Annotated in this window: 25 protein-coding genes; 14 read left to right on the top strand and 11 right to left on the bottom strand. The window is 60.4% G+C overall.

Features of this window, described 5'->3' with window-relative positions:
* Positions 1-106: 106 nt before the first annotated feature.
* From AC13QY_RS00315 to AC13QY_RS00305, 3 genes are all read right to left on the bottom strand, one after another.
* Entirely contained in the window at positions 107-580 is a 474-nt protein-coding gene (locus tag AC13QY_RS00315; RefSeq protein WP_488492746.1) for a Ros/MucR family transcriptional regulator, read from the bottom strand.
* A 265-nt stretch (positions 581-845) separates the two neighbouring features.
* Positions 846-1,265 carry an NUDIX hydrolase gene (locus AC13QY_RS00310; protein ID WP_113350883.1) on the bottom strand — a complete coding sequence of 140 codons (420 nt, stop codon included), beginning with the start codon at positions 1,263-1,265 and terminating at the stop codon, positions 846-848.
* Between the two features lie 91 nt (positions 1,266-1,356).
* Entirely contained in the window at positions 1,357-2,340 is a 984-nt protein-coding gene (locus AC13QY_RS00305; RefSeq protein ID WP_113350884.1) for an alpha/beta hydrolase, read from the bottom strand.
* Positions 2,341-2,514: 174 nt separating this feature from the next.
* Between AC13QY_RS00305 and AC13QY_RS00300 the strand changes: the two genes are divergently transcribed.
* The 14 genes from AC13QY_RS00300 to AC13QY_RS00235 all read left to right on the top strand — a co-directional run bounded on the left by AC13QY_RS00300 (position 2,515) and on the right by AC13QY_RS00235 (position 15,384).
* Positions 2,515-2,841, top strand: a complete 327-nt coding sequence (locus AC13QY_RS00300; RefSeq protein WP_092707768.1) for a PadR family transcriptional regulator — start codon at positions 2,515-2,517, stop codon at positions 2,839-2,841.
* Positions 2,838-3,410, top strand: a complete 573-nt coding sequence (locus AC13QY_RS00295) for a DUF1700 domain-containing protein (RefSeq protein WP_113350885.1) — start codon at positions 2,838-2,840, stop codon at positions 3,408-3,410. The genes AC13QY_RS00300 and AC13QY_RS00295 overlap by 4 nt, the downstream gene beginning before the upstream one ends.
* 34 nt (positions 3,411-3,444) lie before the next feature.
* Positions 3,445-4,152, top strand: a complete 708-nt coding sequence (locus AC13QY_RS00290; RefSeq protein ID WP_113350886.1) for a GIN domain-containing protein — start codon at positions 3,445-3,447, stop codon at positions 4,150-4,152.
* Positions 4,153-4,284: 132 nt separating this feature from the next.
* The gene (gene hpaR / locus AC13QY_RS00285) at positions 4,285-4,806 is read left to right on the top strand and encodes a homoprotocatechuate degradation operon regulator HpaR (protein ID WP_113351071.1); all 522 of its coding nucleotides are present in this window, start codon (positions 4,285-4,287) and stop codon (positions 4,804-4,806) included.
* A 96-nt stretch (positions 4,807-4,902) separates the two neighbouring features.
* Entirely contained in the window at positions 4,903-5,889 is a 987-nt protein-coding gene (locus AC13QY_RS00280; protein WP_113350887.1) for a helix-turn-helix domain-containing protein, read from the top strand.
* Positions 5,890-5,992: 103 nt separating this feature from the next.
* Entirely contained in the window at positions 5,993-7,399 is a 1,407-nt protein-coding gene (locus AC13QY_RS00275; RefSeq protein ID WP_113350888.1) for an aldehyde dehydrogenase family protein, read from the top strand.
* Positions 7,400-7,402: 3 nt separating this feature from the next.
* Entirely contained in the window at positions 7,403-8,998 is a 1,596-nt protein-coding gene (locus AC13QY_RS00270) for a GMC family oxidoreductase (protein ID WP_113350889.1), read from the top strand.
* 59 nt (positions 8,999-9,057) lie between these two features.
* Positions 9,058-10,311 (top strand): ABC transporter substrate-binding protein, encoded by a 1,254-nt coding sequence (locus AC13QY_RS00265; protein ID WP_113329297.1) that lies wholly within the window; start codon positions 9,058-9,060, stop codon positions 10,309-10,311.
* 65 nt (positions 10,312-10,376) lie between these two features.
* Complete coding sequence (locus AC13QY_RS00260; protein ID WP_113329296.1) at positions 10,377-11,243, top strand: branched-chain amino acid ABC transporter permease; 867 nt, start codon at positions 10,377-10,379, stop codon at positions 11,241-11,243.
* Complete coding sequence (locus AC13QY_RS00255; protein ID WP_113350890.1) at positions 11,240-12,277, top strand: branched-chain amino acid ABC transporter permease; 1,038 nt, start codon at positions 11,240-11,242, stop codon at positions 12,275-12,277. Before AC13QY_RS00260 ends, AC13QY_RS00255 begins: the two co-directional genes overlap by 4 nt.
* Positions 12,274-12,978, top strand: coding sequence for an ABC transporter ATP-binding protein (locus AC13QY_RS00250; RefSeq protein ID WP_152092988.1), 705 nt, complete (start codon positions 12,274-12,276; stop codon positions 12,976-12,978). The genes AC13QY_RS00255 and AC13QY_RS00250 overlap by 4 nt, the downstream gene beginning before the upstream one ends.
* A gap of 1 nt (position 12,979) precedes the next feature.
* Positions 12,980-13,696 carry an ABC transporter ATP-binding protein gene (locus AC13QY_RS00245; RefSeq protein ID WP_152092987.1) on the top strand — a complete coding sequence of 239 codons (717 nt, stop codon included), beginning with the start codon at positions 12,980-12,982 and terminating at the stop codon, positions 13,694-13,696.
* 15 nt (positions 13,697-13,711) lie between these two features.
* Positions 13,712-14,428 carry an SDR family NAD(P)-dependent oxidoreductase gene (locus AC13QY_RS00240; RefSeq protein ID WP_488492663.1) on the top strand — a complete coding sequence of 239 codons (717 nt, stop codon included), beginning with the start codon at positions 13,712-13,714 and terminating at the stop codon, positions 14,426-14,428.
* A gap of 11 nt (positions 14,429-14,439) precedes the next feature.
* Entirely contained in the window at positions 14,440-15,384 is a 945-nt protein-coding gene (locus AC13QY_RS00235) for an AraC-like ligand-binding domain-containing protein (RefSeq protein WP_488492662.1), read from the top strand.
* A 40-nt stretch (positions 15,385-15,424) separates the two neighbouring features.
* Here the strand turns inward: AC13QY_RS00235 and AC13QY_RS00230 are convergent, their stop codons facing one another.
* From AC13QY_RS00230 to hpaD, 8 genes are all read right to left on the bottom strand, one after another.
* Positions 15,425-15,814, bottom strand: coding sequence for a nuclear transport factor 2 family protein (locus AC13QY_RS00230; protein ID WP_113329290.1), 390 nt, complete (start codon positions 15,812-15,814; stop codon positions 15,425-15,427).
* A gap of 7 nt (positions 15,815-15,821) precedes the next feature.
* Complete coding sequence (locus AC13QY_RS00225; protein WP_113329289.1) at positions 15,822-16,601, bottom strand: MoaF C-terminal domain-containing protein; 780 nt, start codon at positions 16,599-16,601, stop codon at positions 15,822-15,824.
* A 16-nt stretch (positions 16,602-16,617) separates the two neighbouring features.
* The gene (locus AC13QY_RS00220) at positions 16,618-17,406 is read right to left on the bottom strand and encodes an SDR family NAD(P)-dependent oxidoreductase (RefSeq protein WP_145319685.1); all 789 of its coding nucleotides are present in this window, start codon (positions 17,404-17,406) and stop codon (positions 16,618-16,620) included.
* A 164-nt stretch (positions 17,407-17,570) separates the two neighbouring features.
* Positions 17,571-18,377, bottom strand: a complete 807-nt coding sequence (hpaI, locus tag AC13QY_RS00215; protein WP_488492661.1) for a 4-hydroxy-2-oxoheptanedioate aldolase — start codon at positions 18,375-18,377, stop codon at positions 17,571-17,573.
* 11 nt (positions 18,378-18,388) lie between these two features.
* Positions 18,389-19,192: a 2-oxo-hept-4-ene-1,7-dioate hydratase gene (hpaH, locus tag AC13QY_RS00210; protein WP_488492660.1), complete on the bottom strand. Its 804-nt coding sequence runs from the start codon at positions 19,190-19,192 to the stop codon at positions 18,389-18,391.
* Positions 19,192-20,064: a fumarylacetoacetate hydrolase family protein gene (locus AC13QY_RS00205; RefSeq protein WP_488492659.1), complete on the bottom strand. Its 873-nt coding sequence runs from the start codon at positions 20,062-20,064 to the stop codon at positions 19,192-19,194. The genes hpaH and AC13QY_RS00205 overlap by 1 nt, the downstream gene beginning before the upstream one ends.
* Before the next feature lie 23 nt (positions 20,065-20,087).
* Positions 20,088-21,542, bottom strand: coding sequence for an NADP-dependent succinate-semialdehyde dehydrogenase (gabD, locus tag AC13QY_RS00200; RefSeq protein ID WP_488492658.1), 1,455 nt, complete (start codon positions 21,540-21,542; stop codon positions 20,088-20,090).
* 69 nt (positions 21,543-21,611) lie between these two features.
* Positions 21,612-22,592, bottom strand: coding sequence for a 3,4-dihydroxyphenylacetate 2,3-dioxygenase (gene hpaD, locus AC13QY_RS00195; RefSeq protein ID WP_488492657.1), 981 nt, complete (start codon positions 22,590-22,592; stop codon positions 21,612-21,614).
* Between the last annotated feature and the right edge of the window lie 9 nt (positions 22,593-22,601).

The raw sequence follows: 22,601 nt of genomic DNA, 5'->3' as shown, positions 1-22,601 counted from the left end.
CTGAATTTATACCCCAGCCCGTGATCAATTTTGTTCATGCAAAAAGCAAACCGCCCGTTCAAAAAAACGGGCGGCATGGTTATGGTGCGTGACGAAACGATCCGGATTAGCCGGCCTTCCGCTGGCGCCGTGGTGGTTCGACCGCCGGAGGAATGTCGCTCAGGTTTTTCGTATGGCCCAGGAGAGCCTGCTTTGCCAACGTCGATCTTGTGGCTGCATAGGACGCCGAGACCATCGGATAATCCGCGGGCAAGCCCCATTTCCTTCGATATTCTTCGGGCGTCAGACCGTATTTGCTGTTCAGGTGCCGTTTGAGCGACTTGTATTTTCCGCCGTCTTCGAGGCAGATCAGATAGTCGTCTGTTATGGATTTTTTGATCGGCACGGCCGGCTTCAGCAGCTTTTCCATCGCCGTCGTTGTTGAGGCGGCCTGCTGAGAGCCTGTCAGTGCAGAATAAGTCTCCGTGATGAGCCTGGGTAAGTCTTCCGGCGTTGTCGCATTGCGAAGTACGTAGGCAGAGACAATCTTGCTCGTGAGCTCAATATACCTTTCATGGCTGGCAGTATTTTCCCTTTTCATTTTCGGCCTCACGCAATGTTTTTTATTTATGTATCCAATGTTGTTTTTGCTTTCAATAAAAATTGACGTGACTTTGGATATTCTTTGTCCTTGGTTTATTTTCATAGTAAATATCAGGCGATAGAAGTTTAGAACTGTTATATTCTCATTTTACCACAATATTCAGATTGCGCGCCTTCAGGAGATGCGAGGTGCCGGCGTTCAAATATCTGTTTGCCAAGAACGGTGCGGGACCTGCCGGCTTTCGCCGTGCCTGGGTTGGATGTCAGTCACATCGTGAATGTGACTGTTGCCGGTGGAATGGCAGGACATGATGTTCGGTCAGCGGCGCCATGGTGATATCTCCCGGATCTTGGGGTGATACCCAGCGGATCTCTTCGATCTCTGCCGCTGCCGTGATTGCCGTATCGCCCACATGCAGCCGGAATATATCTGCAACGACGGTATGGTCCGGCTCGTTGGCAGCTGGCGCCTGGAAACCGCCAAGAAAAATCAGATCCTTAGCCTCCGCGGTAAGCCCCAGCTCTTCGAAGAGTTCCCTGATCAGCGCCGTCTCCGGCGTCTCCTGCGGCTCCATCTTGCCGCCGGGTTGCATGAAGGCAGCGGTACCGCGCTTGCGCACGAGCAATGTCTTCCCGTCCGGGCGCAACACCAGAGCCGCCGCAATGCGTATCGTTTTCGTCATGTCTTGATCTGATCGGATTCGCGGACGAGTTTCAACACTGATAATGTCTGCGCACAATTCGACGGCGTTCGACACGCGGGCACCTTCGCTGTTACGGTTTCACCAGGTGCTGGCGGAAAAATGCGACGACCGCGGCGTTGAACTGCCTATGAAACGCGATGCGATCGAACCCCGGCGCGTCGATGCAGGCATCGGACGATGGGTGCATTTCCGGGCAGGGTGTCAGAAACGACAAATGCACGGCATTGGGGACGATCCGAAAATCAGGCTTTTCCGGCAATAGGCGCGCAAGCGTCGCGACATTTTCGGGAGATGCTCCACCACCCCCTCCAAGTTCCGAGCCCCAAAGCTGAAGCGGAACTCTGACATCTTTCACGCTGTCCACAGTCTGGAAGACGATGCTCAGCGGGTCAGCTACAACGACTGCCTTGATACGGGGGTCATGGGTCAATGATTGTGGTAGCGGTTGTCGCCGCGGAGGCTGAGCATGGTCCGCTGGCGGGCAGCCGGCTGCTTTTGGATCTGAACAGCGTGGAGGCCGCTTGGTAAAATCCGGATTGGCTCCCGCAACGACGAGACCGGTATATCCGCCCTGGGAAAATCCGTAGAAGCCGATCCGCTGCGGATCGATCCTCGCAGCATCGGGGGAGGCACCAAGCATGAAATCGACGATCCGCTTGATATCGGCAGGTCGCTCGATCAATACGCCAAGACCGTTTGCCCGGCTCATGTCGGCATGATTGGCGTGCGGATGATTGATGGCAACGACAATGAAGCCAGCGTCGGCAAGCGCTTCGGCGGTATCGTGATGGCCGAGATACCAGCCGCCATAGCCGTGCGAGAAGATGATGAGCGGCAGCTCCTCGCCTGCAATTGGACAATCCGGCGTTGCCGGTATTGCGAGAGCACCGATCTTCACTTCTGTCGGAGGGGTAGCGCAAGGAGACCATATGGCGGCGTCGATCGCCGGGTTATCCGTATCTCCGGAGATGCGAATGAATTTCAAACCTGCCGCATATCCCGATGACGCGACAAGAAAGAGCGCGGCCGCGAGGGCAAGGCTAAAGCGGATCATGACAACTGCTCCATTTAACCAGAAATATACGCTGCGCGATGGGCTGTGATGGCAAGGCGCGCCGGTCGGTAGGTCAGTTGACGCGAAGGCGGCATATGTCGGCTATGAAAGCCATCGAGCTACCTTGCATAAACAGATAGCTTGTTATATTCGTTCTGTAAAGCTGAGGCGTTCATGACTGACTCCATCCAAGTTCAATTGCGGAAGGGCGTGCTCGATCTTTGCGTCCTAGCCGTGCTCTCGCGGGGCGAAAGCTACGGCTATGAAATTGCGAGTACGCTGGTTGCTGCGGTCGGCATGGGCGAAGGAACGATCTACCCGCTGATGCGCAGGATGCAGAATGACGGACTGGTTGCGACCCGCATCGTCGAGTCGAGCAACGGGCCGCCGCGTAAATATTATCGGCTCACGCCGCTGGGGCGCTCGATTTTTGAAGCGCATCGCCGCGACTGGCGCTCGCTAGCAGGCTCCGTCGACAAGCTACTCGAGGATTTGCCATGACCAGGGAAGCCTTTTTGCGCACGCTGAGATTGGGACTTGCAGGCCTGCCTCCTCACGAGGTCGACGATATCGTGGCCGACTATGCCGCCCATTTTTCCGAATCCGAGGCCTCTGGCCGAAGCGAGGAGGAGGTTTCCGCCGCTCTCGGTGATCCCGCCAGGATTGCGCGAGAGCTGCGCGCGGATGTCGGACTGCGCCGTTTCGAGGCGCATTGGAGCGTGCCGAACCTGCTGGCTGCCATGATGGCGCTGGCTGGCCTTGCCATCGTCGATATCTTCTTCCTGCTGCCTTTGCTGTTTGCGGCGATATTCGTCACGCTCGGCCTTGCGATCGCATTGGTGGCCGTCGGCGCCGTTGGCCTGAAGATCATCGTCACGACCGTGTTGTTCCATATCGGCCTGCCTTCCGTCGGCATGCTGGCCCGCCTGCTTGTCGGTGCCGGGCTGGTGAGCTGCTTCATCGGTGGCGGCGCTTTGCTGCTGATGGGTTTGAGTTTGGGTATCCGCATGCTCGGGCAATATGCCCGCCTGCATTTCCGCCTGGCGCAAGTGGACGAAGGTCGAGCTTGAGCGCCGGACTGCACATCGTTGGAGGAAAAGGACAATGAACGGGAAGCTGGCGACTGTCGCGACGACCGGACTGATTTGTGCATCCGTCTTTCTTGCGCTCGGCATCGGACTTTCCGGGCCGGATTGGGCAAACGCAGCGCATTGGTGGGGTGGCATGCAATCCAGCTGCGGATCTGCGGTATCCGGCCGGCAGCAGGTTATCCTGCCTTTCAGCTCCAGTGGCAGCCTGACGATCGATATCCCGGCCTCCGTTCACTATCAGCCGGGCGGAAAGGCGGAGGCCGTCATCACCGGCGATCCCGCGCTTCTCGATCATGTGCGGCTCGATGGCGGAAGGCTGAGCATGGATTGCAATCCGGGTTGGTCCAACGCCAAATTCGATGTCAGCCTGTCGGGGCCGCTCGTCACTAATTGGAGGGTGCGGGGCAGCGGCGATCTCGCTCTGTCGCAGCTCGATCAGGCAGATCTGCGCCTGAGGATATCCGGAAGCGGCAGCGTCATGGCCACGGGAAGCGCGCGCTCGGTGGATCTGGATGTATCGGGTTCGGGCACTGCACGTCTCAAGGACCTGGCCGCTCAATCCGTGAAGATCAGAATTCATGGCAGCGGCGATGCGGAAGTCGCCGCTGCGGCGGATGCAGACATCTCGATCAGCGGAAGCGGCAATATCGAACTCTACGGACATCCGGTGCTGCGGCGTTCCGAAATCAGAGGCAGCGGCCGCCTGGTACAGGTGCCGTAATCCGTTGCGAGAAAGCGCGCCGCGCGGCGACGATCCTTGTTGTCGGCTTTGATCGATATCATGCGATCGCCTTGCTTTGAATGATTCTCATGTTAATCAGTGAGGGCCGTAATCGAAGCGAACATGCAAAAGATGCAAAACAGAACAGACAGTGGCGTGAGGCCGCGCCTAGAACCTGAAACCGCAGCAAAACAAGCTAAGCGGCCGCTGCGCGATCGCCGCCGCTCGCTGGCGATCGGACTTCTGCGCGCCCGTGAAGCGGTCATGAGCCATTTCCGGCCGATCCTGGCGGCGCATGACGTAACCGAGCAGCAGTGGCGTGTCATTCGCATTCTCTATGAAGGCGGCCAGCTTGACGCGACCGAATTGGCCGACAAGGCATCCATTCTAGCGCCGAGCCTGACGCGCATGATCCGCTCGCTTGAGGAGCGCGGCTTCATCACCAAGCACAAGGATGATGCCGACGGACGCAGAGTATTGCTGCAGATCACCCCGGCAGGGCAGGCGATCGTCGAGGACGTCATGCCGGAAAGCCAGAAAGTCTATGCCGATATCGATGCCCGTTTCGGCGAAGAGCGGGTGGAGAAGCTGCTCGATATGCTGGAGGAGCTTGCCTCGCTGAAATTGGAGAACGGCCCAGCCGGTGAGGAATGAGGCCTCTTCGATTTTATTAATGTGTTAAGTATTTGATTGACGCGTCAGGAGATCTGTAGCAGTCTTCCGCGGTGCTGACACTGTTGGGAGGCGGAGTTGGACCTGCTACAAAATCGCAGCCTGGTCGACCGGACCTGGTCGCCGACGCCCTACGACCAGTGGGTTGACGATCTTCAGAGCATTTGCGGCAACTTCAATCCGCACACGGTGCAGCGCGGTGACAGTGTCATAGGCACAGCCAGCCGCATCGACGTCTGCGGCATGGAATTCGCCCATGTTTCCAATGATCTCGACTATGTTCATCGCGATTGGGATGACATTCGCCGCGACGCCAATGAGCACCTGTTCCTGATCCTGCAGCTGGAAGGCGTCTGCGGCGTCGAGCATTCCGGCCAGCAGAACATCCTCGATGTCGGCGAATGCATTCTTGTCGACTCCACGCGACCGACAACTTTCTATTTCCGCGGGCACTTTTCCAATCACCTGTCGCTGCATCTGCCCCGGCAGCTGATGTATTCCGAGAGCAAGATCGATTTTGATATTGCGCGCAAGCTCGAGGCGAGCGATCCGATGGCAATGATGCTGCGTGCATTGATCGCCAAGATGATGACCACGCCGGATAATGAAGCAGCTTCGCCCTATCTTCGCCAGCTGATGTTCGACACGACCCGCCAGGCATTCCTCTCCACAGGCGCCCAGACGGCAAGCCTGAATTCTCTGCATGAAAGCGCCAGCAAGCGCATGCAGATGGTCGATATCCTCATCGACAAGCATCTGACCGATAGCGACCTCAGCGCCAAATGGCTGGCGACACGGCTCGGCATTTCGATCCGTACACTGCAGCAGGATTTTCAGGGCATGGGCATGACCTGCACGACGGTCATTCGGGACAAGCGGCTGCGCTTTGCACGGGAAAAGATCGAGCAGCTCAAGGAGCAGCGCAACCCGACGACGATAGCCGAAGTCGCCTATTCGGCCGGGTTCAATGACATTTCCTATTTCAATCGCAGCTTCAAGGAACTGTTCGATTGTGCGCCGAGCGAGCTGCTGCGCGCCGCAGAGCCGGCCCATAGATCGGACTGAACCGCGGGGCTGCGCTTCAGTCCAAGACGAGGCGCGTTTCTCCCCAAGACGGATGTTGGGGCAAAAGCCATAGTCCTCCCGAAAGTCACGGGAGGAAAATGTCGTGAAGCAGTACACCCTGCTTATCGGTGGCGAGCCTGTTGCCACGTCCCATCATGCGCCGGTAAAAAACCCATCGAATGGCGACGTGGTCGGCTTTATGCCGCTTGCCGGCGAAGCGGATCTCGATCGCGCCGTTGCCGCGGCCGCGCAAGCCTTCAAGGGCTGGTCGCAGGTATCGAGCGGGGAACGTGCGGCGGCCTGCCATGCCGTTGCGGAAAAGATCAGCGAGCACGCCGAGGAGCTGGCCCAGCTGCTCACACGCGAACAGGGCAAGCCGCTCAATGGTCTCGGCTCTCGCTTCGAGATCGGTGGCGCGCTGGCATGGACGCGCCATACTGCCGAGCTGGATCTGCCAATCGAGATCCTGCAGGACGATAATGAAGGCCGCGTCGAGCTGCATCGCAAGCCGATCGGAGTCGTCGGTTCGATCACGCCCTGGAACTGGCCCGTGATGATCGCGTGCTGGCATATCGTTCCGGCTATTCGTGCCGGCAACACCGTCGTCATCAAGCCGTCGCCCTTGACGCCGCTGTCGACCATCCGTCTCGTCGAAATCATGAACGAGGTTCTCCCACCCGGCGTCGTCAACGTCGTCACCGGCGAAAACAGGATTGGTGCGGCGCTTTCTTCCCATCCGGGCATCGCCAAGATGACCTTCACCGGCTCGACGGAAACGGGCAAGAAGGTCATGGCATCTGCGGTTGCGACCCTCAAACGCCTCACGCTGGAACTTGGCGGCAACGATGCCGGCGTCGTTTTACCTGATGCCGATCCGAAGGCCATTATCGAGGGCCTCTTCTGGGGCGCCTTCATCAACAATGGCCAGACCTGCGCGGCGCTGAAGCGTCTCTACGTGCATGACAGCATCTATGAGGAAGTGTGCCGTGGTCTTGCGGACTATGCTTCCAAGATCGCCGTCGGCGACGGGCTGGACGAGGCAAGCATTCTCGGCCCCGTGCAGAACGAGATGCAGTTCAACAAGGTGCGCGAACTGGTCGAGGATGCGCGCGCCAATGGCGGGCGCATCCTGACCGGCGGCGCACCGATGGATCGCCCGGGCTATTTCTATCCGATCACGCTCGTCGCAGATGTAGATCATGGCGTGCGCCTGGTCGATGAGGAGCAGTTCGGTCCGGCCCTGCCGATCATCCGCTACAGCGACATCGACGAAGTGGTTGCTCGCGCCAACCAGAATCCTGCCGGGCTTGGCGGCTCCGTCTGGTCCTCCGATGTCGAGAAGGCGAAGCGCTACGCGATGCAGCTCGAATGCGGCTCGGTCTGGATCAACAAGCATGGCACGATCCAGCCGAACGCACCTTTCGGCGGCGTCAAGCAGTCCGGCATCGGCGTCGAATTCGGCGCGGAAGGGCTGAAGGAATTCACCACGATCCAGACCGTATTGAGCTGAGCCATGACGACTTACGACTATATCATTGTCGGTGGCGGTTCTTCGGGTTGCGTGCTGGCAAATCGGCTTTCAGAAAATCCGGCGCATAAGGTGCTGCTGATCGAGTCCGGCCGCCGGGATTCCGACCCATGGATCCACATTCCTGCGACCTTCTTCAAGGTGCTGGGCAAGGGCATTGACATCCATCCCTATGCCTCGAACCCTGACAAGGGCCTGAATGGGCGTCCGAGCATCGTGCCACAGGGTAATGTGCTCGGCGGCGGCAGCTCCGTGAATGCGATGATCTATATTCGCGGTCATCGCAACGACTACGATACCTGGTCGCAGATGGGCTGCCAGGGCTGGTCCTACGAGGATGTGCTGCCGGCCTTCCGTTCTCTGGAAAACAATGAGCGGCTGAACGGCCAGTACCATGGGAAAAAGGGCGGTCTGCGTGTCTCGGACCCGCGCCATCGCCATCCATTGAGCGAGGCTTTCATCAAGGCGGCGACCGAAATCGGCATTCCGCATAATGATGATTTCAACGGTGCGGATCAGGCCGGTGTCGGCTTCTATCAGAGCACCACCTATGGCGGTCGTCGCTGGAGCTCGGCCCAGGCCTTTTTGCGCGAGGCGGAGAAGCGGCCGAACCTGACCGTGCTGACGGAGCGCAAGGTCGGCCGTATCCTGTTCGAAGGGCAGAAGGCCGCCGGTGTCGAGCTGCTCGATGGCACAGTCTTCAGGGCGTCCCGGGAGATCGCGCTGACCGCAGGTGCTATCGCAACACCGAAGATCCTCCAGCTGTCCGGCGTCGGCGACGGCGCGCATCTTTCTTCGCTGGGCATCAAGATCGTTGCCGATCTGCCGGGTGTCGGTGCCAATTATCAGGATCATCTCGAGGTGCCGGTACAGGGCGAGACGCGTGAGCCGATCTCGATCCTCGGCCATGACAAGGGGCTGCGGGCCGCCGGCCATATGCTGCGCTATCTGACTTCGCATCGCGGCCTGCTGTCGTCCAATGTCGTCGAATGCGGCGGTTTCATCGATACGTCAGGCACCGGCCAGCCGGATGTGCAGTTCCACGTCCTGCCTGTTCTGATCGGTTTCGTCGATCGTGATCCGGAACCAGGCCACGGCTTGAGTATTGGCCCATGCTATCTGCGGCCGCGCTCGCGCGGTTGGATACGATTGAAAAGCGCCGATCCGACCGAGCAGACGGATTTCAATGCCAACCTGCTTTCCGATCCGGCCGACCTTGAAACCCTGGTGCGCGGTGTGGAAACGGCGATCCGCATCCTCGACGCGCCGGCGCTTGCCAGGCTGGTCAAGCGCCGCGTGCTGCCGAAGCCGGGCGTCGAGAAAGATCCCGAAGCGCTCCGCGATTACATTCGCCAGTCCTGCAAGACCGTGTTCCATCCGGCGGGAACGGCCCGTATGGGCCGGGCGGACGATCGCATGGCCGTCGTTGGGCCGGATCTGAAGGTCCGTGGGATCGAGGGTCTGCGCGTTTGCGACGCCTCCATCATGCCGACACTGGTATCCGGCAACACCAATGCACCGACGATGATGATCGCGGCCAAGGCTGCGGCTTTCATGACTGGAAAGGCGATTTCCGGCTGAGCCGGACGTCGGGGAAGAAAAGAGCCCGTGGGGAGCGGGACAACAAACTGGAGGAGACAATGCCTATCAATCTAAGAGGGCTGGCAATCGGCCTTTTTCTGACGCTCGCATCGGCATTCAGCGTGCATGCGGCCGCATCCTGCGGCGACAACACTGGCAAGCCGGCAACCGGCGAACCGATCATCATCGGCGCCATTACCGGCAAGACCGGGCCGGATGATTTTTCCAACTCCACCAAGGCGGCAAAGGCCTATTTTGATTGCCTGAATGCCAATGGCGGCATCAAGGGGCGGCCGGTCAAATATCTGGTCGAGGACGATCAGTGGAATCCGGAAATCGCCGCGCAGCTCGCCGCCAAGCTCGTCAACGACGAGAAGGCCGTGCTGATGGTCGGCAATTCCAGTTATGTCGAGTGCGGCGCCAATGCCGATTTCTACAAGAAGTCCGGCATCCTTGTCGTCGCCGGCGTCGGCGTGCCGCGCGAATGCTATTTTGCTGAGAATTATGCGCCGACCAATGCCGGGCCGCGCGTCTCGATGCTCGGCGCCATGGGCTACGCGCTCGACAAGCTGAATGCGAAGTCCGTCGTCTGTATCGGCCCGAACATCCCGAATGTCGGCACCTGGTCCTGTGACGGCGTGATGCTGCTTGCCAAGGAAAAAGGCTTTGCGGCCCAGACGATCCTTATGGATCCGGGCTCTGCAGACGCCACATCGATCATCCTGCAGGCGGCCGCAAGCAAGCCGGATGTCATCGTGCTTGGCCTGTCGAAGGGCGTTGCCGTGCCGCTGCTGACGGCTGCCGAAGAACAGGGGCTCAACCAGACGATCACCTTCCTCAGCGCGGCCTCGGCCTATGATCTCTCGGTTCCAGCTACCATTGGTTCGGGTTGGGACGACAAGTTCTATGTCAACATGGAATTCAACGATCTGAACGCGCAGACGCCGGATAATCAGAACTGGCTCGCCGTCATGGATCAGTACGGCCAGAAGTCTGATCCGCGCGATACCTTTGCTCAGGCTGGCTACCTCGCAGCTCGCATCGCCGAAAAGGCACTGATGACGCTTGACCCTGCCAAGATCAACCGCGAGACGGCTTCTGCCGCCGTGCGCGAGATCAAGGACTTCAGGAGCGATATCTTCTGCGCTCCCTGGTACTTCGGCGATGGCCAGCCGCGCCACAATGCCAATTCGACGACACGCATGGCGGTTGCCGAGGGTGGAAAGTGGAAAGTCGTTTCCGATTGCGCCCAATCGCCCGATCCGGAGCTGAAGGACGTGCGTGCTTTTGAAAAGTCCGCCGGCATCAACTGAGCCCAGACGCTTGCCTCGGTTCCGCGGCAAATCCGCGGAACCGAACGACCCGAAAGGATCGATTTATGAACATCCTGCCTTTCATCATATCCGGGCTTGGGATCGGCGCTGTTTACGCGCTGTCCGGCGTCGGCCTGGTCGTCCTGTTTCGGGCGACTGGCGTTCTCAACTTCGCATTCGGTGCCTTCGGCGCGATCGGTGCGCATTGCGCCTGGCAACTGTTGGAGTGGAAGATGCCGCTCCCCGTCGCCATCCTCGCCGCCGTTGCCGTCTCGACGACGATCAGTTTTCTTTATGGTCGGGTCCTCGCGCCCATGCTGTCGCATCGCGATATCGTCGTGCGCGCCGTCGGGACCCTGGCACCGGCGCTGATCCTGATCGCGATCATGGGTGTCATCTGGGGCGAGCTGCCGCGCCGCCTGCAATTCCCGACCGACCAGATGTTCATCTCTCTTTTCGCCGTGCGCCTGACCTTTACGCGTATCATCGCCATCATTCTTGCCGTCGTCATGGTCATTGCCATCACTCTGCTTCTGACTCGCACGCGCCTTGGTCTCGATATGAGGGCGCTTGCCAATGATCGCGATCTCAGCGCCATGCTTGGCGTGCGCATCCTTTATACGGAAACCGCCGCCTGGATCATGACTGGCATCTTCGCCGGTCTTGCCGGCCTGCTGCTTGCCGATCTCGTCCGGCTACAGGGCACCTTCCTGACCTTGCTGGTGATCCCGGCGATCGCCGCAGCGATCCTCGGTCAGTTGCAGTCGCTGTGGCAAACGGCCGTCGCCGGCATTCTGATCGGTATTGCCGAGGCCGTGCTGACGCCTGTCGCCTGGATATCGCCCTATCGCGCAGCAGCACCCTTCATCATCGCGCTTGTCGCGGTCACCATTCTCGGAGGCACGGCCAGGGCCGCGTTGAAGGACCGATGACCGTTCAGGAGCAAACAATCACCCCAACAGCCGGAAGCATATCGATGATGCGCCTGCCGAAGCAGCTTCTTCACGTGCCTGTGACGATGCTGATCTTCTCGCTCGTCGTCGCTTTGCTCGCCAATTCTTTCTGGCTTTCTGCCGCCACATCCGCGGTTGCTCTGTCGCTGTCCGTTGCGGGGCTTGCCATCCTCTATGGTCAGCTTGGTCTCGTCTCGCTTTGCCAGTTCGCGCTTGTCGGCGTCGGCGGCTGGGTGACGCTTCGTGTCGGCCATGCCTTTCATCCGCCTTTTGAATTGAGCCTGCTTGCGGGCGGTATGGTCGCTTCGATCGTGGGGCTGGTTTTCGGCTTGCCCGCCTTGCGCCTGCGCGGTCTTTATCTTGCGCTGGTAACGCTGATGCTGGCGGGCGCTTTTCAGATCGTCATCAGCGCCTGGGGCTTTCCGGATGGCGGTCCCGGCTTCCTGGGTCGCGCCGATGGCTCCGGCCGTGCAATGCTCGCAAGACCAATAGTCGCCGATGGCGAGGTCTCCTATTTCCTCTATGTTTGTGTCGCGGCAGCGATCGGCCTGCTGATCGCGCAATGGCACAAACTTGCCCGACCCGGTCGCGCATGGGCGCTGATCCGCAAAGGCGAGACGGTTGCGGTTGCCAGCGGCGTCAATGTGCTGATCTATAAGGCCTGGGCCTTTGCGTTGAGCGGCTTTCTTGCCGGTCTTGCGGGTGGATTGCTCGCAGGCAATGTCGGTCAGCTCGACGGGCGTGCCTTCGGCGCCTTCGAGAGCCTCAATCTCTTCGCACTTGCCATCGTCGGTGGCGTCTTCAACTGGTACGGCGCCGTCATCGCCGGTTTGTTGCTGCGTGCCGTGCCGGCCCTGCTCACGGATCTCGGCATTGATGGCTATGTTACGATCGGGATCTTCGGCGTCGCCCTGTTCCATGCGCTGGCGACCGCGCCGACGGGCATTGCCGGCCAGATATCGGCTCTTATTGCCCGGTTGAATGCCGTTCTCTCCACGGGGAGGGCACGATGATCAAGATCGACAATCTCATCGTCCAGTTCGGTGGTGTCCGACCGATTAATGAGCTGAGCGCGGCGCTGACAGCGCCCGTCGCCGGTCTCATCGGCCCGAACGGCGCAGGCAAAACCACGTTGCTCAATGTGCTCTCCGGTTTCGTGAGGCCGATCCAGGGATCGGTCTCGCTCGGCGAGCGGCCGCTGCTGGCGATGACGCCCCTGCAGCGCGTGCGCGCCGGCCTGCGACGCTCGTTCCAGACAGAGCAGGTGGTGGAGGATCTGACCGTTGCCGGCAATATTGCCGCGATCGCCGATCATGTCGTTGGCACCGGCCACCATGCCCGTGCGGTCGAGCAGGCCCTTGCCTTTGTCGGGCTGACCGATGCCGCCGAGAGGCCCGGCCAATCCCTCAATCTCTTCCAGCGCCGTCTCGTCGAGCTGGCAAAATGCGTTGTCGGCGAGCCGAAGCTTATCCTGCTTGATGAACCGGCAGCGGGTCTGACGGAAGAAGAGGGCAAGGCTTTTCGCGAGCTGGTGCTGCGCATCCCAGCGGAATTCAGAGCACAAGTGCTGATTATCGACCATGATGTCGATCTCATCCGCTCCATGTGCAGCGAAACGATGGTGCTCGACTACGGCAAGCTTCTGGCGCTTGGCCCGACACAGACTGTGCTTGCCGATCCCAATGTGCGGCGCGCCTATCTAGGGGAGTTCTGATATGGACGCCACGTCGGAAATCAGCGTTGAAAATCTCGTCGTCGAGCGCGGCGGCAAGCGCGTCATCCATGACATTTCGTTTTCCGTCACGGCTGGGAAGATCACGACACTGCTTGGGGCCAATGGCGCCGGAAAGTCGAGCACGGTTATGGCCATGGCGGGCGTCCTGCCGCGTGGCGGTTCCGTATGCCTCGCCGGCGCGGCGCTCGAAGGGTTCTCGCCTGACCGCATTCGCCGCGCTGGTCTTGCGCTCGTGCCGGAGGGGCATCGCGTGCTCGGGCAGCTTTCCGTCGAGGATAATATTCTCGTGGCAGCGCTGGAGACATCGGCGGCTGCCCGACGAGAGGGACTGGCTCATGCCTATGAGATCTTTCCCGAACTATCGGAACGGCGGCGTCAATCGGCATCGGATCTTTCCGGCGGCCAGAAGCAGATGGTGGCGATGGCGCAGGCCTTCGTCGCCAAGCCACGCTTCATGATCGTTGACGAGCTGTCGCTCGGCCTTGCACCGGCCGTCGTCAAGCGGTTGGCCGAGGCGCTAAAAATCGCCGCCACGCGCGGCATAGGCGTTTTGCTGATCGAGCAGTTCGCCAATCTCGCCCTCGATCTTGCCGATCAGGCTCTTGTGCTGGAGCGCGGACGCCTGGTCTTTTCCGGCGCCGCGGCGACGCTCAAGGCCCAGCCGCACATTCTGCACGGCGCCTATCTGGCAAGCTGACGCGAGGGAGCCTTCATGACATTCTCTGCCGATCTTTTTGCGAGGCGAACGGTCGTCATAGCCGGTGGTACATCTGGCATAGGGGCAGCGACCGCGCGGAGCTTTGCCGATCTCGGCGCCCGTGTGGTGAGTTTCGGGCTCGGTGCCTCGATCGCGCCAACAAGTCGGCAGATCGAGTATCGCGAACTCGATGTACTGAAGCCTGGCGCGCTGGAAGCCTTCTTCTCCTCGGTCGAGACAATCGATATTCTCGTCAATTGCACCGGTGTTAGCAGGGATCGGGGCGAATGGCAGAAGACCGCATTCGACGAGGTGATGGCGATCAATCTCACGTCGATCATGGATTGCTGCCGGCTGGCCCGTCCGCGCATGCGGGCGGGGTCGGCGATCGTCAATATAGCCTCGATGTATTCGACCTTCGGCGCCGCCGATCGTCCGGCCTATGCGGCCAGTAAGGGTGCGATCGTGCAGCTGACGAAATCGCTCGCCCAGGAATACGCCCAGGCGGATATCCGCGTGAATGCGGTGGCACCCGGCTGGATCGTCACGCCATTGAGCCGCGCGCTGTTTGCCGACGAACGATCATCGACGCCGATCCTGCGGCGTATTCCCGCCGGCCGCTGGGGCGCGTCCGAAGAAGTCGCCGATGCGATCGTCTTTCTATCATCTGATGCCGCGCGCTATATCACCGGCGCCTGCCTGCCGGTCGATGGCGGTTATCTCACCTCCTGAGGACAGCAATCATGACCGCAGCACTTCACCGGCATGTCGATAGCGCCAGCGGTCGATCGTTCGCAGGGCTGGCGCGCAATCTCTTCGGTAATGTCCGGCTTGATTTCAGCACGGCGGATGAGGAAAAGAGCCGCATGACCTCTGCCATGCTGGGTACTTGCCGGCTGACGCGGCTGGAGGCGGATCGGCATGTCGTCTTCGGCGATCATGTGACGGCAGCGCCGAATGATCCCGACGCGATCAAACTGATCGTGCAGACTGAGGGCTGCGCTTCGCTGACGCAGGGCGGATTGCATGCGCCCGTCTCGCGGAATGCGCTTGTCGTCTACGATCCCAGCCGCCCCTATATGCTGACGAACAGTACGCCGGTCCGCCAATTGTTGCTGCAATTGCCGCGCCATAGCCTGCCCGCGACGGCCGTAGAACGGTTGTCGCAACCTTTCACGGCGCATGCCGATAAGGATGGCATGTGCCGGATCCTTTTGTCGCTGATGGATTCGACCATTCATGAGATCGATCATCTTGACGAGGCCAGGCGCGCAAGTGTCGGCCAGACCATGATCGAGCTCGTGCGCACCTTGATTGGCGCCGACCTGCAACAGGCAATACCGGTCGCAAACCCCCTTCACACGCTGCTGCAGCGGATCAGGGATTTCATCGATCTCAATCTCGAACGGCCGGATTTGACGATAACCATGATCGCGCGCCGCATGGGCTGTTCGGTGCGTTACGTCTATCGCGCATTCGAAGTGGAGTGCCTGACGCCTTCCGATTATATCTGGGATTTGCGCGTCCAAAAGGCTGCGGAAAAGCTGCGCGATGCCGGCGGCTACGCGGGAGAAATATCCGAGATCGCATTCGCTCTCGGCTTTTCCTCCAGCGCGCATTTCTCGCGCGCTTTCCGCCTTCGATATGGTGTGTCGCCGTCGCAATGGCGCAAGGCCAATATGTCTTAGTTGATGAAGCGGCCCTGCCGGAGCCGGGCCGCCTCGTTTCTCATTTCATGGATTCAGCCACTCTCAGCGTGTCCGTGAACTGTTCGAAACGCCGGATCTTGCCGCCCGCCACGCCCCAGACATGCACGACCCGGGCTTTGAAGGTCTTTCCCGTCTGCTTGTTGGTGCCGCTATAGTCTCCTACGCCAACGACCTCGTCGCCGGCGTCGAGCAGGCGTTCGAGATTGAAGGTGTAGCCTTCGAAGGCCTCTCCGAGTGCCTGGAAGACGTTTCTGAAGATCTCCTGCGGGCCGACATAGGTGCCGGCGCAGGGGAAGCCATCCATCTCGGTCCAGCGGCAATCGGGGGCGATGTCGGCAAGCATGCCATCCATGTCGCGGCGGTCATTGGCGTCGTAGTGCGCCTTTACGATATCGAATGCTGTGCGCATGGCGTCCTCACACGGGTTCCTGGCCGGGCAGGTAATAGGTCATCGAGGCCTTGCGGATGAAGGCGCCGGCCGGGCTGTTCTGGATGCGCCCGTCGCCAGTGATGCCGAGGAACTTGCCTGTCGAGCGCATATCCTTGAAATTGTAGAAGAATGTGGATGCGACCGCGATTTTGAATTCACGGAAGGTGAAGATGTAGAGATTTTCATCAAACTTATACGTCGTCGCGAGATCAACATCGCCGTGGCCGCGCTGCACACCGACAAGGCATTGCCAGGCATAGCGCTGCGACGAGAGATAGGTGTGCTCGTAGACATGATTGGGGCTGTAGGTGAAATGAGCCCTGAGCCCGATCAGGTCGCGGCTCTCGTGCGGCACCGGCCCGCTTGCGGCGCCACCTTCAATAACACCCGGCCGGAAGATCTGCGCGACCTGCGGCTCGCCGACGGAATCCTTGAGCTCGCGAACGACCGAGTAAATGGAAAGCACGCGGCGCGTCTCGGTGTTGAGGATCAGCGTCTCGGCTTCCCTGGGGCGGCCGGCAAAGATGATCTCGACGAAATAAGTCTTCGGCGCGACTTCGATCACCTCGGACAAGTCGTTCCCGCTGTCCTTGCCATCCGACCATTTCACCTCACCCTTGGCGAAGGAGAGTTCCAACCTACGGCCATCGTCGAACGCGATCTTGTGCGTCGAGCCGGTCAGGGCCTCCGTGGCGGGCAGACGGTTCGTGTCGATGCCATAGGCGAATTCGTCGTAGGTTTTCCAGTCCTTGGGATTCTGGTTCATCTCTATTTCCTCCCCGTTATTCTACAAAAGCCAGCGTCGGCAGGTCGACGGTGCCGGCGCCGCCGTCGACGGTAAGCACCGCGCCGTTGATCATTGATGCCTCGCCTGAAGCCAGGAAGCAGACAGCATTGGCGACATCCTCTGCGGTTGCCGGCCGGCCGAGCGGCACGTCTTTGGTGACGAGCGCGTAGGCCTCCTCGATGCTGTTCAGCTTGTATTTCTCGACGATGAATTCCATCTGCTCATCGGCCATGGCGGTCGTGACCCAGCCCGGGCAGACGGTATTGGTGCGCACGCCCCTGCGGCCATAGTCACGCGCCAGCGATTTCGCGAGGCCGATGCAGCCATGTTTCATGGTGACGTAGCCCGCCGCATCCGGCCCGGCAAAGAGTCCGGCAATCGAGGCCAGGACGACGATGTTGCCTTGGTTCCTGATGAGATGCGGCAGGGATTCGCGGGCGCTGACGAAGGCGGTGTTGAGGTTGAGACGAACGGCGAGATCCCAGGTCTCGTCCGACATGCTGACCGTCGGCCCGACGCCGTGGCCGCCGGCATTGGCAATCAGGATATCGAGGCCGCCATGGGTCTCGACGACCTTCTCGACGGCAGCCTTCATTGCGGCGCCGTCGGCGGCATCGGCCGCGACGATGGTCGCGCCGATTTCATCGGCAACACTTCTCAGCGGCTCGGGACGGCGCCCGACGAGTGCGACATTGCCGCCTTCCTGCCGGATGCGGCGGGCGACGGCCGCGCCAATGCCCGTGCCGCCGCCGGTGATCAGGGCAGTCTTGTTCTTGAAACGCATGTTTCCTCCTCTTGGCTTTCGGGTTCATCATGACCGATGCTCGCGGAGGCGTCGCGTCCAGCTGTGCAGTCCGTTTTGACTGAGCGTGCACAAGGCTTTCTTTATGCCGAAATTTGCGTGATGAGGCGCAAAGTCACGCGACGCAGGGAAGGTGGCGTCGGCGCTCAATAGACCTTGACGTCGTGAGGCGGCTTGGCGGCATCCGTCTTCTTGAAATCGTCAAGGAGCTTGATTGTGGCATTGGCAAGCACGGTGACGTCGTTGCCGATCGCGACGAAAGTGGCACCAAGTTCGAGATAGCGTTTGGCCAGCGAAAGATCGCCGATCAGGATGCCGGCGGCCTTGCTATGCGACTGGATTTTTGTGAGCGCTTTTTCGACTTCTGCCTGAACTTCAGGGGCACCCGGCTTGCCGAGATAGCCCATGTCGGCCGCGAGATCGGATGGTCCAATGAAGACGCCATCGACGCCTTGCGTTGAGGCGATGTCGTCAAGCGCCGCAAGCCCGGCGCGGCTTTCCACTTGCAGCAGCAGGCAGATCTCCTCATTGGCCGTCGCAAGGTAGTCCGGAAAACGGTTGAAGGCGGAGGCGCGGGCAAGGGCTGCGCCGACGCCGCGCACGCCATGCGGCGGGTATCTAACAGCCTTGACCATGGCCTCGGCCATTTCCTTGCTGTCGACCATCGGTATTAATAGGGTCTGGGCGCCGATATCCAGCATCTGCTTGATGATCCAGGTCTCGCCAATCGGCGGACGGATCACCGCATGGCTATCCGTGCCCTTCATCGCCTGCAGCTGGGAGACGAGAAGCGGCACATCGTTCGGGGCATGCTCCGCATCCAGCAGCAGCCAGTCGTAGCCGGCGCCGGCGCAGATTTCGACCGTGTAGGCATTGGCGAGCGCCTGCCAGAGGCCAATCTGCGCCCGCCCTTCCTTCAGGGCCTGTTTGAAGAGGTTTTTCGGCGCAGGCATGGCTCGCTCCTTCATGCAAAGAACAGGCTAACCGATCCGTAGGGACCGAAATCGGCATTGATCGTATCGCCATGCCGCGCCTCGATCGGGCGGATGAATGAGCCGGCAAGCACGATCTGGCCGGCTTCGATGCCATCGCCATATTGCGACAGTCGATTGGCAAGCCAGGCGATGCCACGTGCGGGCTGGTTGAGCACGCCGGCGCCAAGCCCGGTTTCTTCCACTTCGGCATTGCGGCTGACGATCGCACCCATCCAGCGCATGTCGATCTCACCGGGCCGCACGGCGCGGCCGCCGGTGACGATGCCGGCATTGGCGGCATTGTCGGAGATGGTGTCGACGATGGTGCGCGCCTTTTTCGTATCGGGATCGACGCGAAGGATGCGCGTGTCGAGGATCTCAAGAGCCGGCGTCACATAGTCGGTGGCATTCAGCACATCGAAGATCGAAACATTCGGGCCTTTGAGCGGCGCCTTCATGACAAAGGCGATCTCGGCCTCGATGCGCGGCTGGATAAAGCGGTCGGCCGGCACGGTGGCGCCATCTTCGAACACCATGTCGTCGAAGAGTACGCCGGAATCCGGGATGTTGATGTTGAGGGCATATTGCATTGCCTTCGACGTCAGCCCGATCTTCCAGCCGATCGGCTCGCGGCCGCGCGCAATCTTCTTTTTGACCCAGGCGCCCTGAACGGCATAGGAATCGTCCATCGTCATCTGGGGATGCTTGAGCGAGAGGAGCCCGGTCTGGACGCGCGTCCGCTCCGCCTGATCGAGGCTTTCGACCGCAGCCTGGATTTCGTCATGAGACAGCATCAGTGCACCTCGTCGGCAATGGTATTTTTCAGGATACCGAGGCCATCGGCTTCGACCTCGACGACATCACCCGGCTTTAGCCAGATCGGCGGATCGAAGCGGGCGCCGGCGCCTGTCGGCGTGCCCGTGACGATGACGTCGCCGGGGACGAGCGTAGTGAAAGTGGAGATGTAGTTGATGATCTTGCGGAAGGAGAAGATCATTCGGCTGGTGCGGTCGCTCTGGCGCACTTCGCCATTGATGCGGGTCGTGAGCGCTATGTCTTCAATCTGGGCCGCATCCGTGAAGGGGATCAGCCACGGGCCGATCGAGCCGGTATTGTCGAAGTTCTTGCCCTGGGTGACGTTGAACTTCGCATGCCGCACCCAGTCGCGGATTGTGCCCTCATTGCAGAGCGAAAGAGCTGCAATATGCGAGAAGGCATCGGCCTCGGCAATGCGGCGACCGCCTTTGCCGATGACGATGACGACCTCGCCTTCATAATCGAGCTGCGGGCTTTCCGGCGGGCGGATCAGGGGCTGATCGTGCCCGGTGAACGACCGCGGAAAGCGAATGAAAAGCGAGGGATTGGGGGGAGCTGCCTGCCCATCCTTGTACTCCTCGTTGCGATCGGGGAAATTGACCCCGACGCAAATGATCTTTTCCGGCGACGGAATGGGAATTTCGAAGCGAATGTCGTCGAGCGCGAAATCCGGCTTCAACGTCTTGGCTTCCTCGGCGAGTTGAACGAGGCGACCGGCCTCGATCACTTCGCGCAGCGTCGGCCATGTCGCGCCATAGCGGGCAGAGAGGTCGACGACACCACCGTCGACCGCAAGCCCGTAACCATGACGGCCGTTTCTCGAAAAAGACAGGAATCTGGGATGGGTCATGCTTTCACGGCCTTCTCCTGACCTCAGACGACGCCGCCGAGGCAGACATATTTGATTTCGGTGAATTCCTCGATGCCGTAGCGCGAACCCTCACGGCCGAGGCCGGAAAGCTTGACGCCGCCGAACGGCGCTTCGGCCGTCGAGATCAAGCCAGTATTGACACCGACCATGCCATATTCCAGCGCTTCAGCGACGCGGAAGACGCGGGCGAGATCCTTGGCATAGAAATAGGAGGCAAGGCCGAACTCGGTGTCGTTGGCCTGTGCAATGACATCGGCCTCATCCTTGAAGCGGAAGAGGGGAGCCACGGGACCGAAGGTTTCTTCCCTGGCTACGGCCATGGCAGGCGTGACGTCGGCAAGTACCGTCGCCTCATAAAAGCGTCCGCCGAGCTGGTGGCGATGGCCGCCGGCGACGACGCGGCCGCCCTTGGAAAGCGCATCGGCGACATGCTCTTCGACCTTGGCAAGGGCCGCCTCGTCGATTAGCGGGCCGAGATTGATGCCTTCGTCGAAGCCGTTACCGGTCTTCAGCGAGCCGACAGCATTGGATAGCTTCTCGGCAAAGGCATCATAGACGCCGTCCTGCACGTAGAGACGGTTGGCGCAGACGCAAGTCTGCCCATTGTTGCGGAATTTGGCGATCATCGCGCCTTCGACGGCGGCATCGAGATCGGCATCGTCAAAGACGATGAAGGGTGCATTGCCGCCGAGCTCCAGCCCGAGTTTTTTGATGGTCGGCGCGCTCTGCTTGTAGAGCTCGGCGCCGACTTCCGTCGAGCCGGTGAAGGTGAGCTTACGCACGACCGGGCTTGCGGTCATCTCGCCGCCGATGGCGCGGGCCGAGCCGGTCAGGACGCTGAAGAGGCCCTTGGGCAGGCCGGCGCGCTCGGCAAGAATGGCGATTGCAATGGCCGAGAACGGCGTCTGCGAGGCAGGCTTCAGCACCATGGCGCAGCCGGCGGCAAAGGCCGGGCCGGCCTTGCGGGTGATCATCGCATTCGGGAAGTTCCACGGCGTGATCGCCGCGACCACGCCGATCGGCTGCTTCATGACCAGAATGCGCTTGTCCTTCTGGTGGCCGGGAATGATGTCGCCATAGACGCGGCGGGCTTCCTCGGCAAACCATTCGATAAAGCTGGCGCCATAGGCGATTTCGCCTTTGGCTTCAGGCAGCGGCTTGCCCTGTTCGGCCGTCAGGATGCGTCCGAGATCGTCCTGGTTTTCCATCATCAGCTCAAACCAACGCCTGAGGATGCCGGAGCGCTCCTTAGCGGTGCGGGCGGCCCATTCCTTCTGCGCGGCTTCGGCTGCGGCAATCGCCTTTTTGGTTTCGGCGGCGCCTAGATTGGGAATAAGGCCGATGATCTCGCCCGTTGCCGGGTTGTCGACCTTGATCGCGTTGGATGGATCGGCCTCGATCCACTCACCGCCGACCAACGCGGCCTGGCGGAACAATGTTGCGTCTTTCAAATTCATGACGGACTCCTCGCGCTTTCGAACGTTGATGAGGAGCGGGCGTCTTTCACCCGCTCTCAAGGGTAACGCTTAAGGCGCGATAATCGGCTGTGCCTTCAGATCGGGCTCGGCGACTTCCGCACCGGCAAACAGGCTACCATGTTCGAACCAGGATTTGGGAGCGGGTGCGCCCCACAATGTCTGGCGCTGCGGATCCTTGAGGTCCCACTTGATCGGTTCCAGATCGGGATCGACCGTCTGATAGTCCGAGCAATAGATTTCGATGCGGTGGCCATCGGGATCGAGAATATAGAGGAAGAAGGCGTTGGAGATGCCGTGGCGGCCCGGGCCGCGCTCGATATTGGCGACCCAGCCGGTCGTCGCCATCAGGTCTAGCAGGTCGATGATGTTGAGCGGCGTCGGCACCCAGAAGGCGGTGTGGTGCAGGCGTGGACCGCGGCCGTTGGTGAAGGCGATGTCGTGGACGCCGCCCTTGCGATGCGTCCAGGCGGCCCAGAGGCGGCCTGTTTCCGCATCCTCGGTATATTCGGTCACGCGGAAGCCGAGCTCGTTATAGAAGGCGACGCTTTCATCGACATTGGTAGAGAAGCAGTTGAAATGGTCGATGCGCAGCGGCTTCACGCCCTTGTAGAGGGCGTATTTCTGGTGGATCGGCGGCAGACGGTCCATCCTAGAATAGAATTCGAGGGGTATGCCATGCGGGTCGCGGGTATGGAAGGTGCGCGCCTGATAGGGGCGCTCGATCCATTCGACCGGCAGATTCTTGCCCTTGAAGAAGTGCGCCGCCTTGTCGAGATCCTCGTCGCTGAAGACCTTGAAGCCGAGATCGCGGGCTTCGGCCTTGTCGGATTTCTTCAGCACGATGCAGTGGTGGCCGCGTTCCTCCATCGCCCGGAGATAGATCGTATCGGCCGTTTCATCCGTCACCTGCAGACCGAGCGTGTCGACATAGAAGGCGCGGGACTTGGCAAGATCCGTAACGCCGAATTCGACATGGCTGAGACGCACGATGTTGAAAGGCGGATAGAGATTGGGTTTCGGCAGGGGCATTTGTTCCTC

It is taken from the genome of Martinezella sp. CNPSo 3795, assembly GCF_057784475.1.
Note: the sequence above shows the minus strand (reverse complement) of the source record. Positions and strands in the feature narration are given on the sequence as shown.

Coding starts and splice junctions, on each gene's coding strand:
- AC13QY_RS00245 (WP_152092987.1), top strand. CDS start 12,980: ATGGACGCCACGTCGGAAATCAGCGTTGAAAATCTCGTCGTCGAGCGC.
- AC13QY_RS00225 (WP_113329289.1), bottom strand. CDS start 16,601: ATGAACCAGAATCCCAAGGACTGGAAAACCTACGACGAATTCGCCTAT.
- AC13QY_RS00220 (WP_145319685.1), bottom strand. CDS start 17,406: ATGCGTTTCAAGAACAAGACTGCCCTGATCACCGGCGGCGGCACGGGC.
- AC13QY_RS00290 (WP_113350886.1), top strand. CDS start 3,445: ATGAACGGGAAGCTGGCGACTGTCGCGACGACCGGACTGATTTGTGCA.
- AC13QY_RS00265 (WP_113329297.1), top strand. CDS start 9,058: ATGCCTATCAATCTAAGAGGGCTGGCAATCGGCCTTTTTCTGACGCTC.
- hpaR (WP_113351071.1), top strand. CDS start 4,285: ATGCAAAACAGAACAGACAGTGGCGTGAGGCCGCGCCTAGAACCTGAA.
- AC13QY_RS00295 (WP_113350885.1), top strand. CDS start 2,838: ATGACCAGGGAAGCCTTTTTGCGCACGCTGAGATTGGGACTTGCAGGC.
- AC13QY_RS00315 (WP_488492746.1), bottom strand. CDS start 580: ATGAAAAGGGAAAATACTGCCAGCCATGAAAGGTATATTGAGCTCACG.
- AC13QY_RS00300 (WP_092707768.1), top strand. CDS start 2,515: ATGACTGACTCCATCCAAGTTCAATTGCGGAAGGGCGTGCTCGATCTT.
- AC13QY_RS00260 (WP_113329296.1), top strand. CDS start 10,377: ATGAACATCCTGCCTTTCATCATATCCGGGCTTGGGATCGGCGCTGTT.
- AC13QY_RS00270 (WP_113350889.1), top strand. CDS start 7,403: ATGACGACTTACGACTATATCATTGTCGGTGGCGGTTCTTCGGGTTGC.
- AC13QY_RS00305 (WP_113350884.1), bottom strand. CDS start 2,340: ATGATCCGCTTTAGCCTTGCCCTCGCGGCCGCGCTCTTTCTTGTCGCG.
- AC13QY_RS00250 (WP_152092988.1), top strand. CDS start 12,274: ATGATCAAGATCGACAATCTCATCGTCCAGTTCGGTGGTGTCCGACCG.
- AC13QY_RS00240 (WP_488492663.1), top strand. CDS start 13,712: ATGACATTCTCTGCCGATCTTTTTGCGAGGCGAACGGTCGTCATAGCC.
- AC13QY_RS00230 (WP_113329290.1), bottom strand. CDS start 15,814: ATGCGCACAGCATTCGATATCGTAAAGGCGCACTACGACGCCAATGAC.
- gabD (WP_488492658.1), bottom strand. CDS start 21,542: ATGAATTTGAAAGACGCAACATTGTTCCGCCAGGCCGCGTTGGTCGGC.
- hpaH (WP_488492660.1), bottom strand. CDS start 19,192: ATGCTGTCTCATGACGAAATCCAGGCTGCGGTCGAAAGCCTCGATCAG.
- AC13QY_RS00255 (WP_113350890.1), top strand. CDS start 11,240: ATGACCGTTCAGGAGCAAACAATCACCCCAACAGCCGGAAGCATATCG.
- AC13QY_RS00205 (WP_488492659.1), bottom strand. CDS start 20,064: ATGACCCATCCCAGATTCCTGTCTTTTTCGAGAAACGGCCGTCATGGT.
- hpaD (WP_488492657.1), bottom strand. CDS start 22,592: ATGCCCCTGCCGAAACCCAATCTCTATCCGCCTTTCAACATCGTGCGT.
- hpaI (WP_488492661.1), bottom strand. CDS start 18,377: ATGCCTGCGCCGAAAAACCTCTTCAAACAGGCCCTGAAGGAAGGGCGG.
- AC13QY_RS00235 (WP_488492662.1), top strand. CDS start 14,440: ATGACCGCAGCACTTCACCGGCATGTCGATAGCGCCAGCGGTCGATCG.
- AC13QY_RS00310 (WP_113350883.1), bottom strand. CDS start 1,265: ATGACGAAAACGATACGCATTGCGGCGGCTCTGGTGTTGCGCCCGGAC.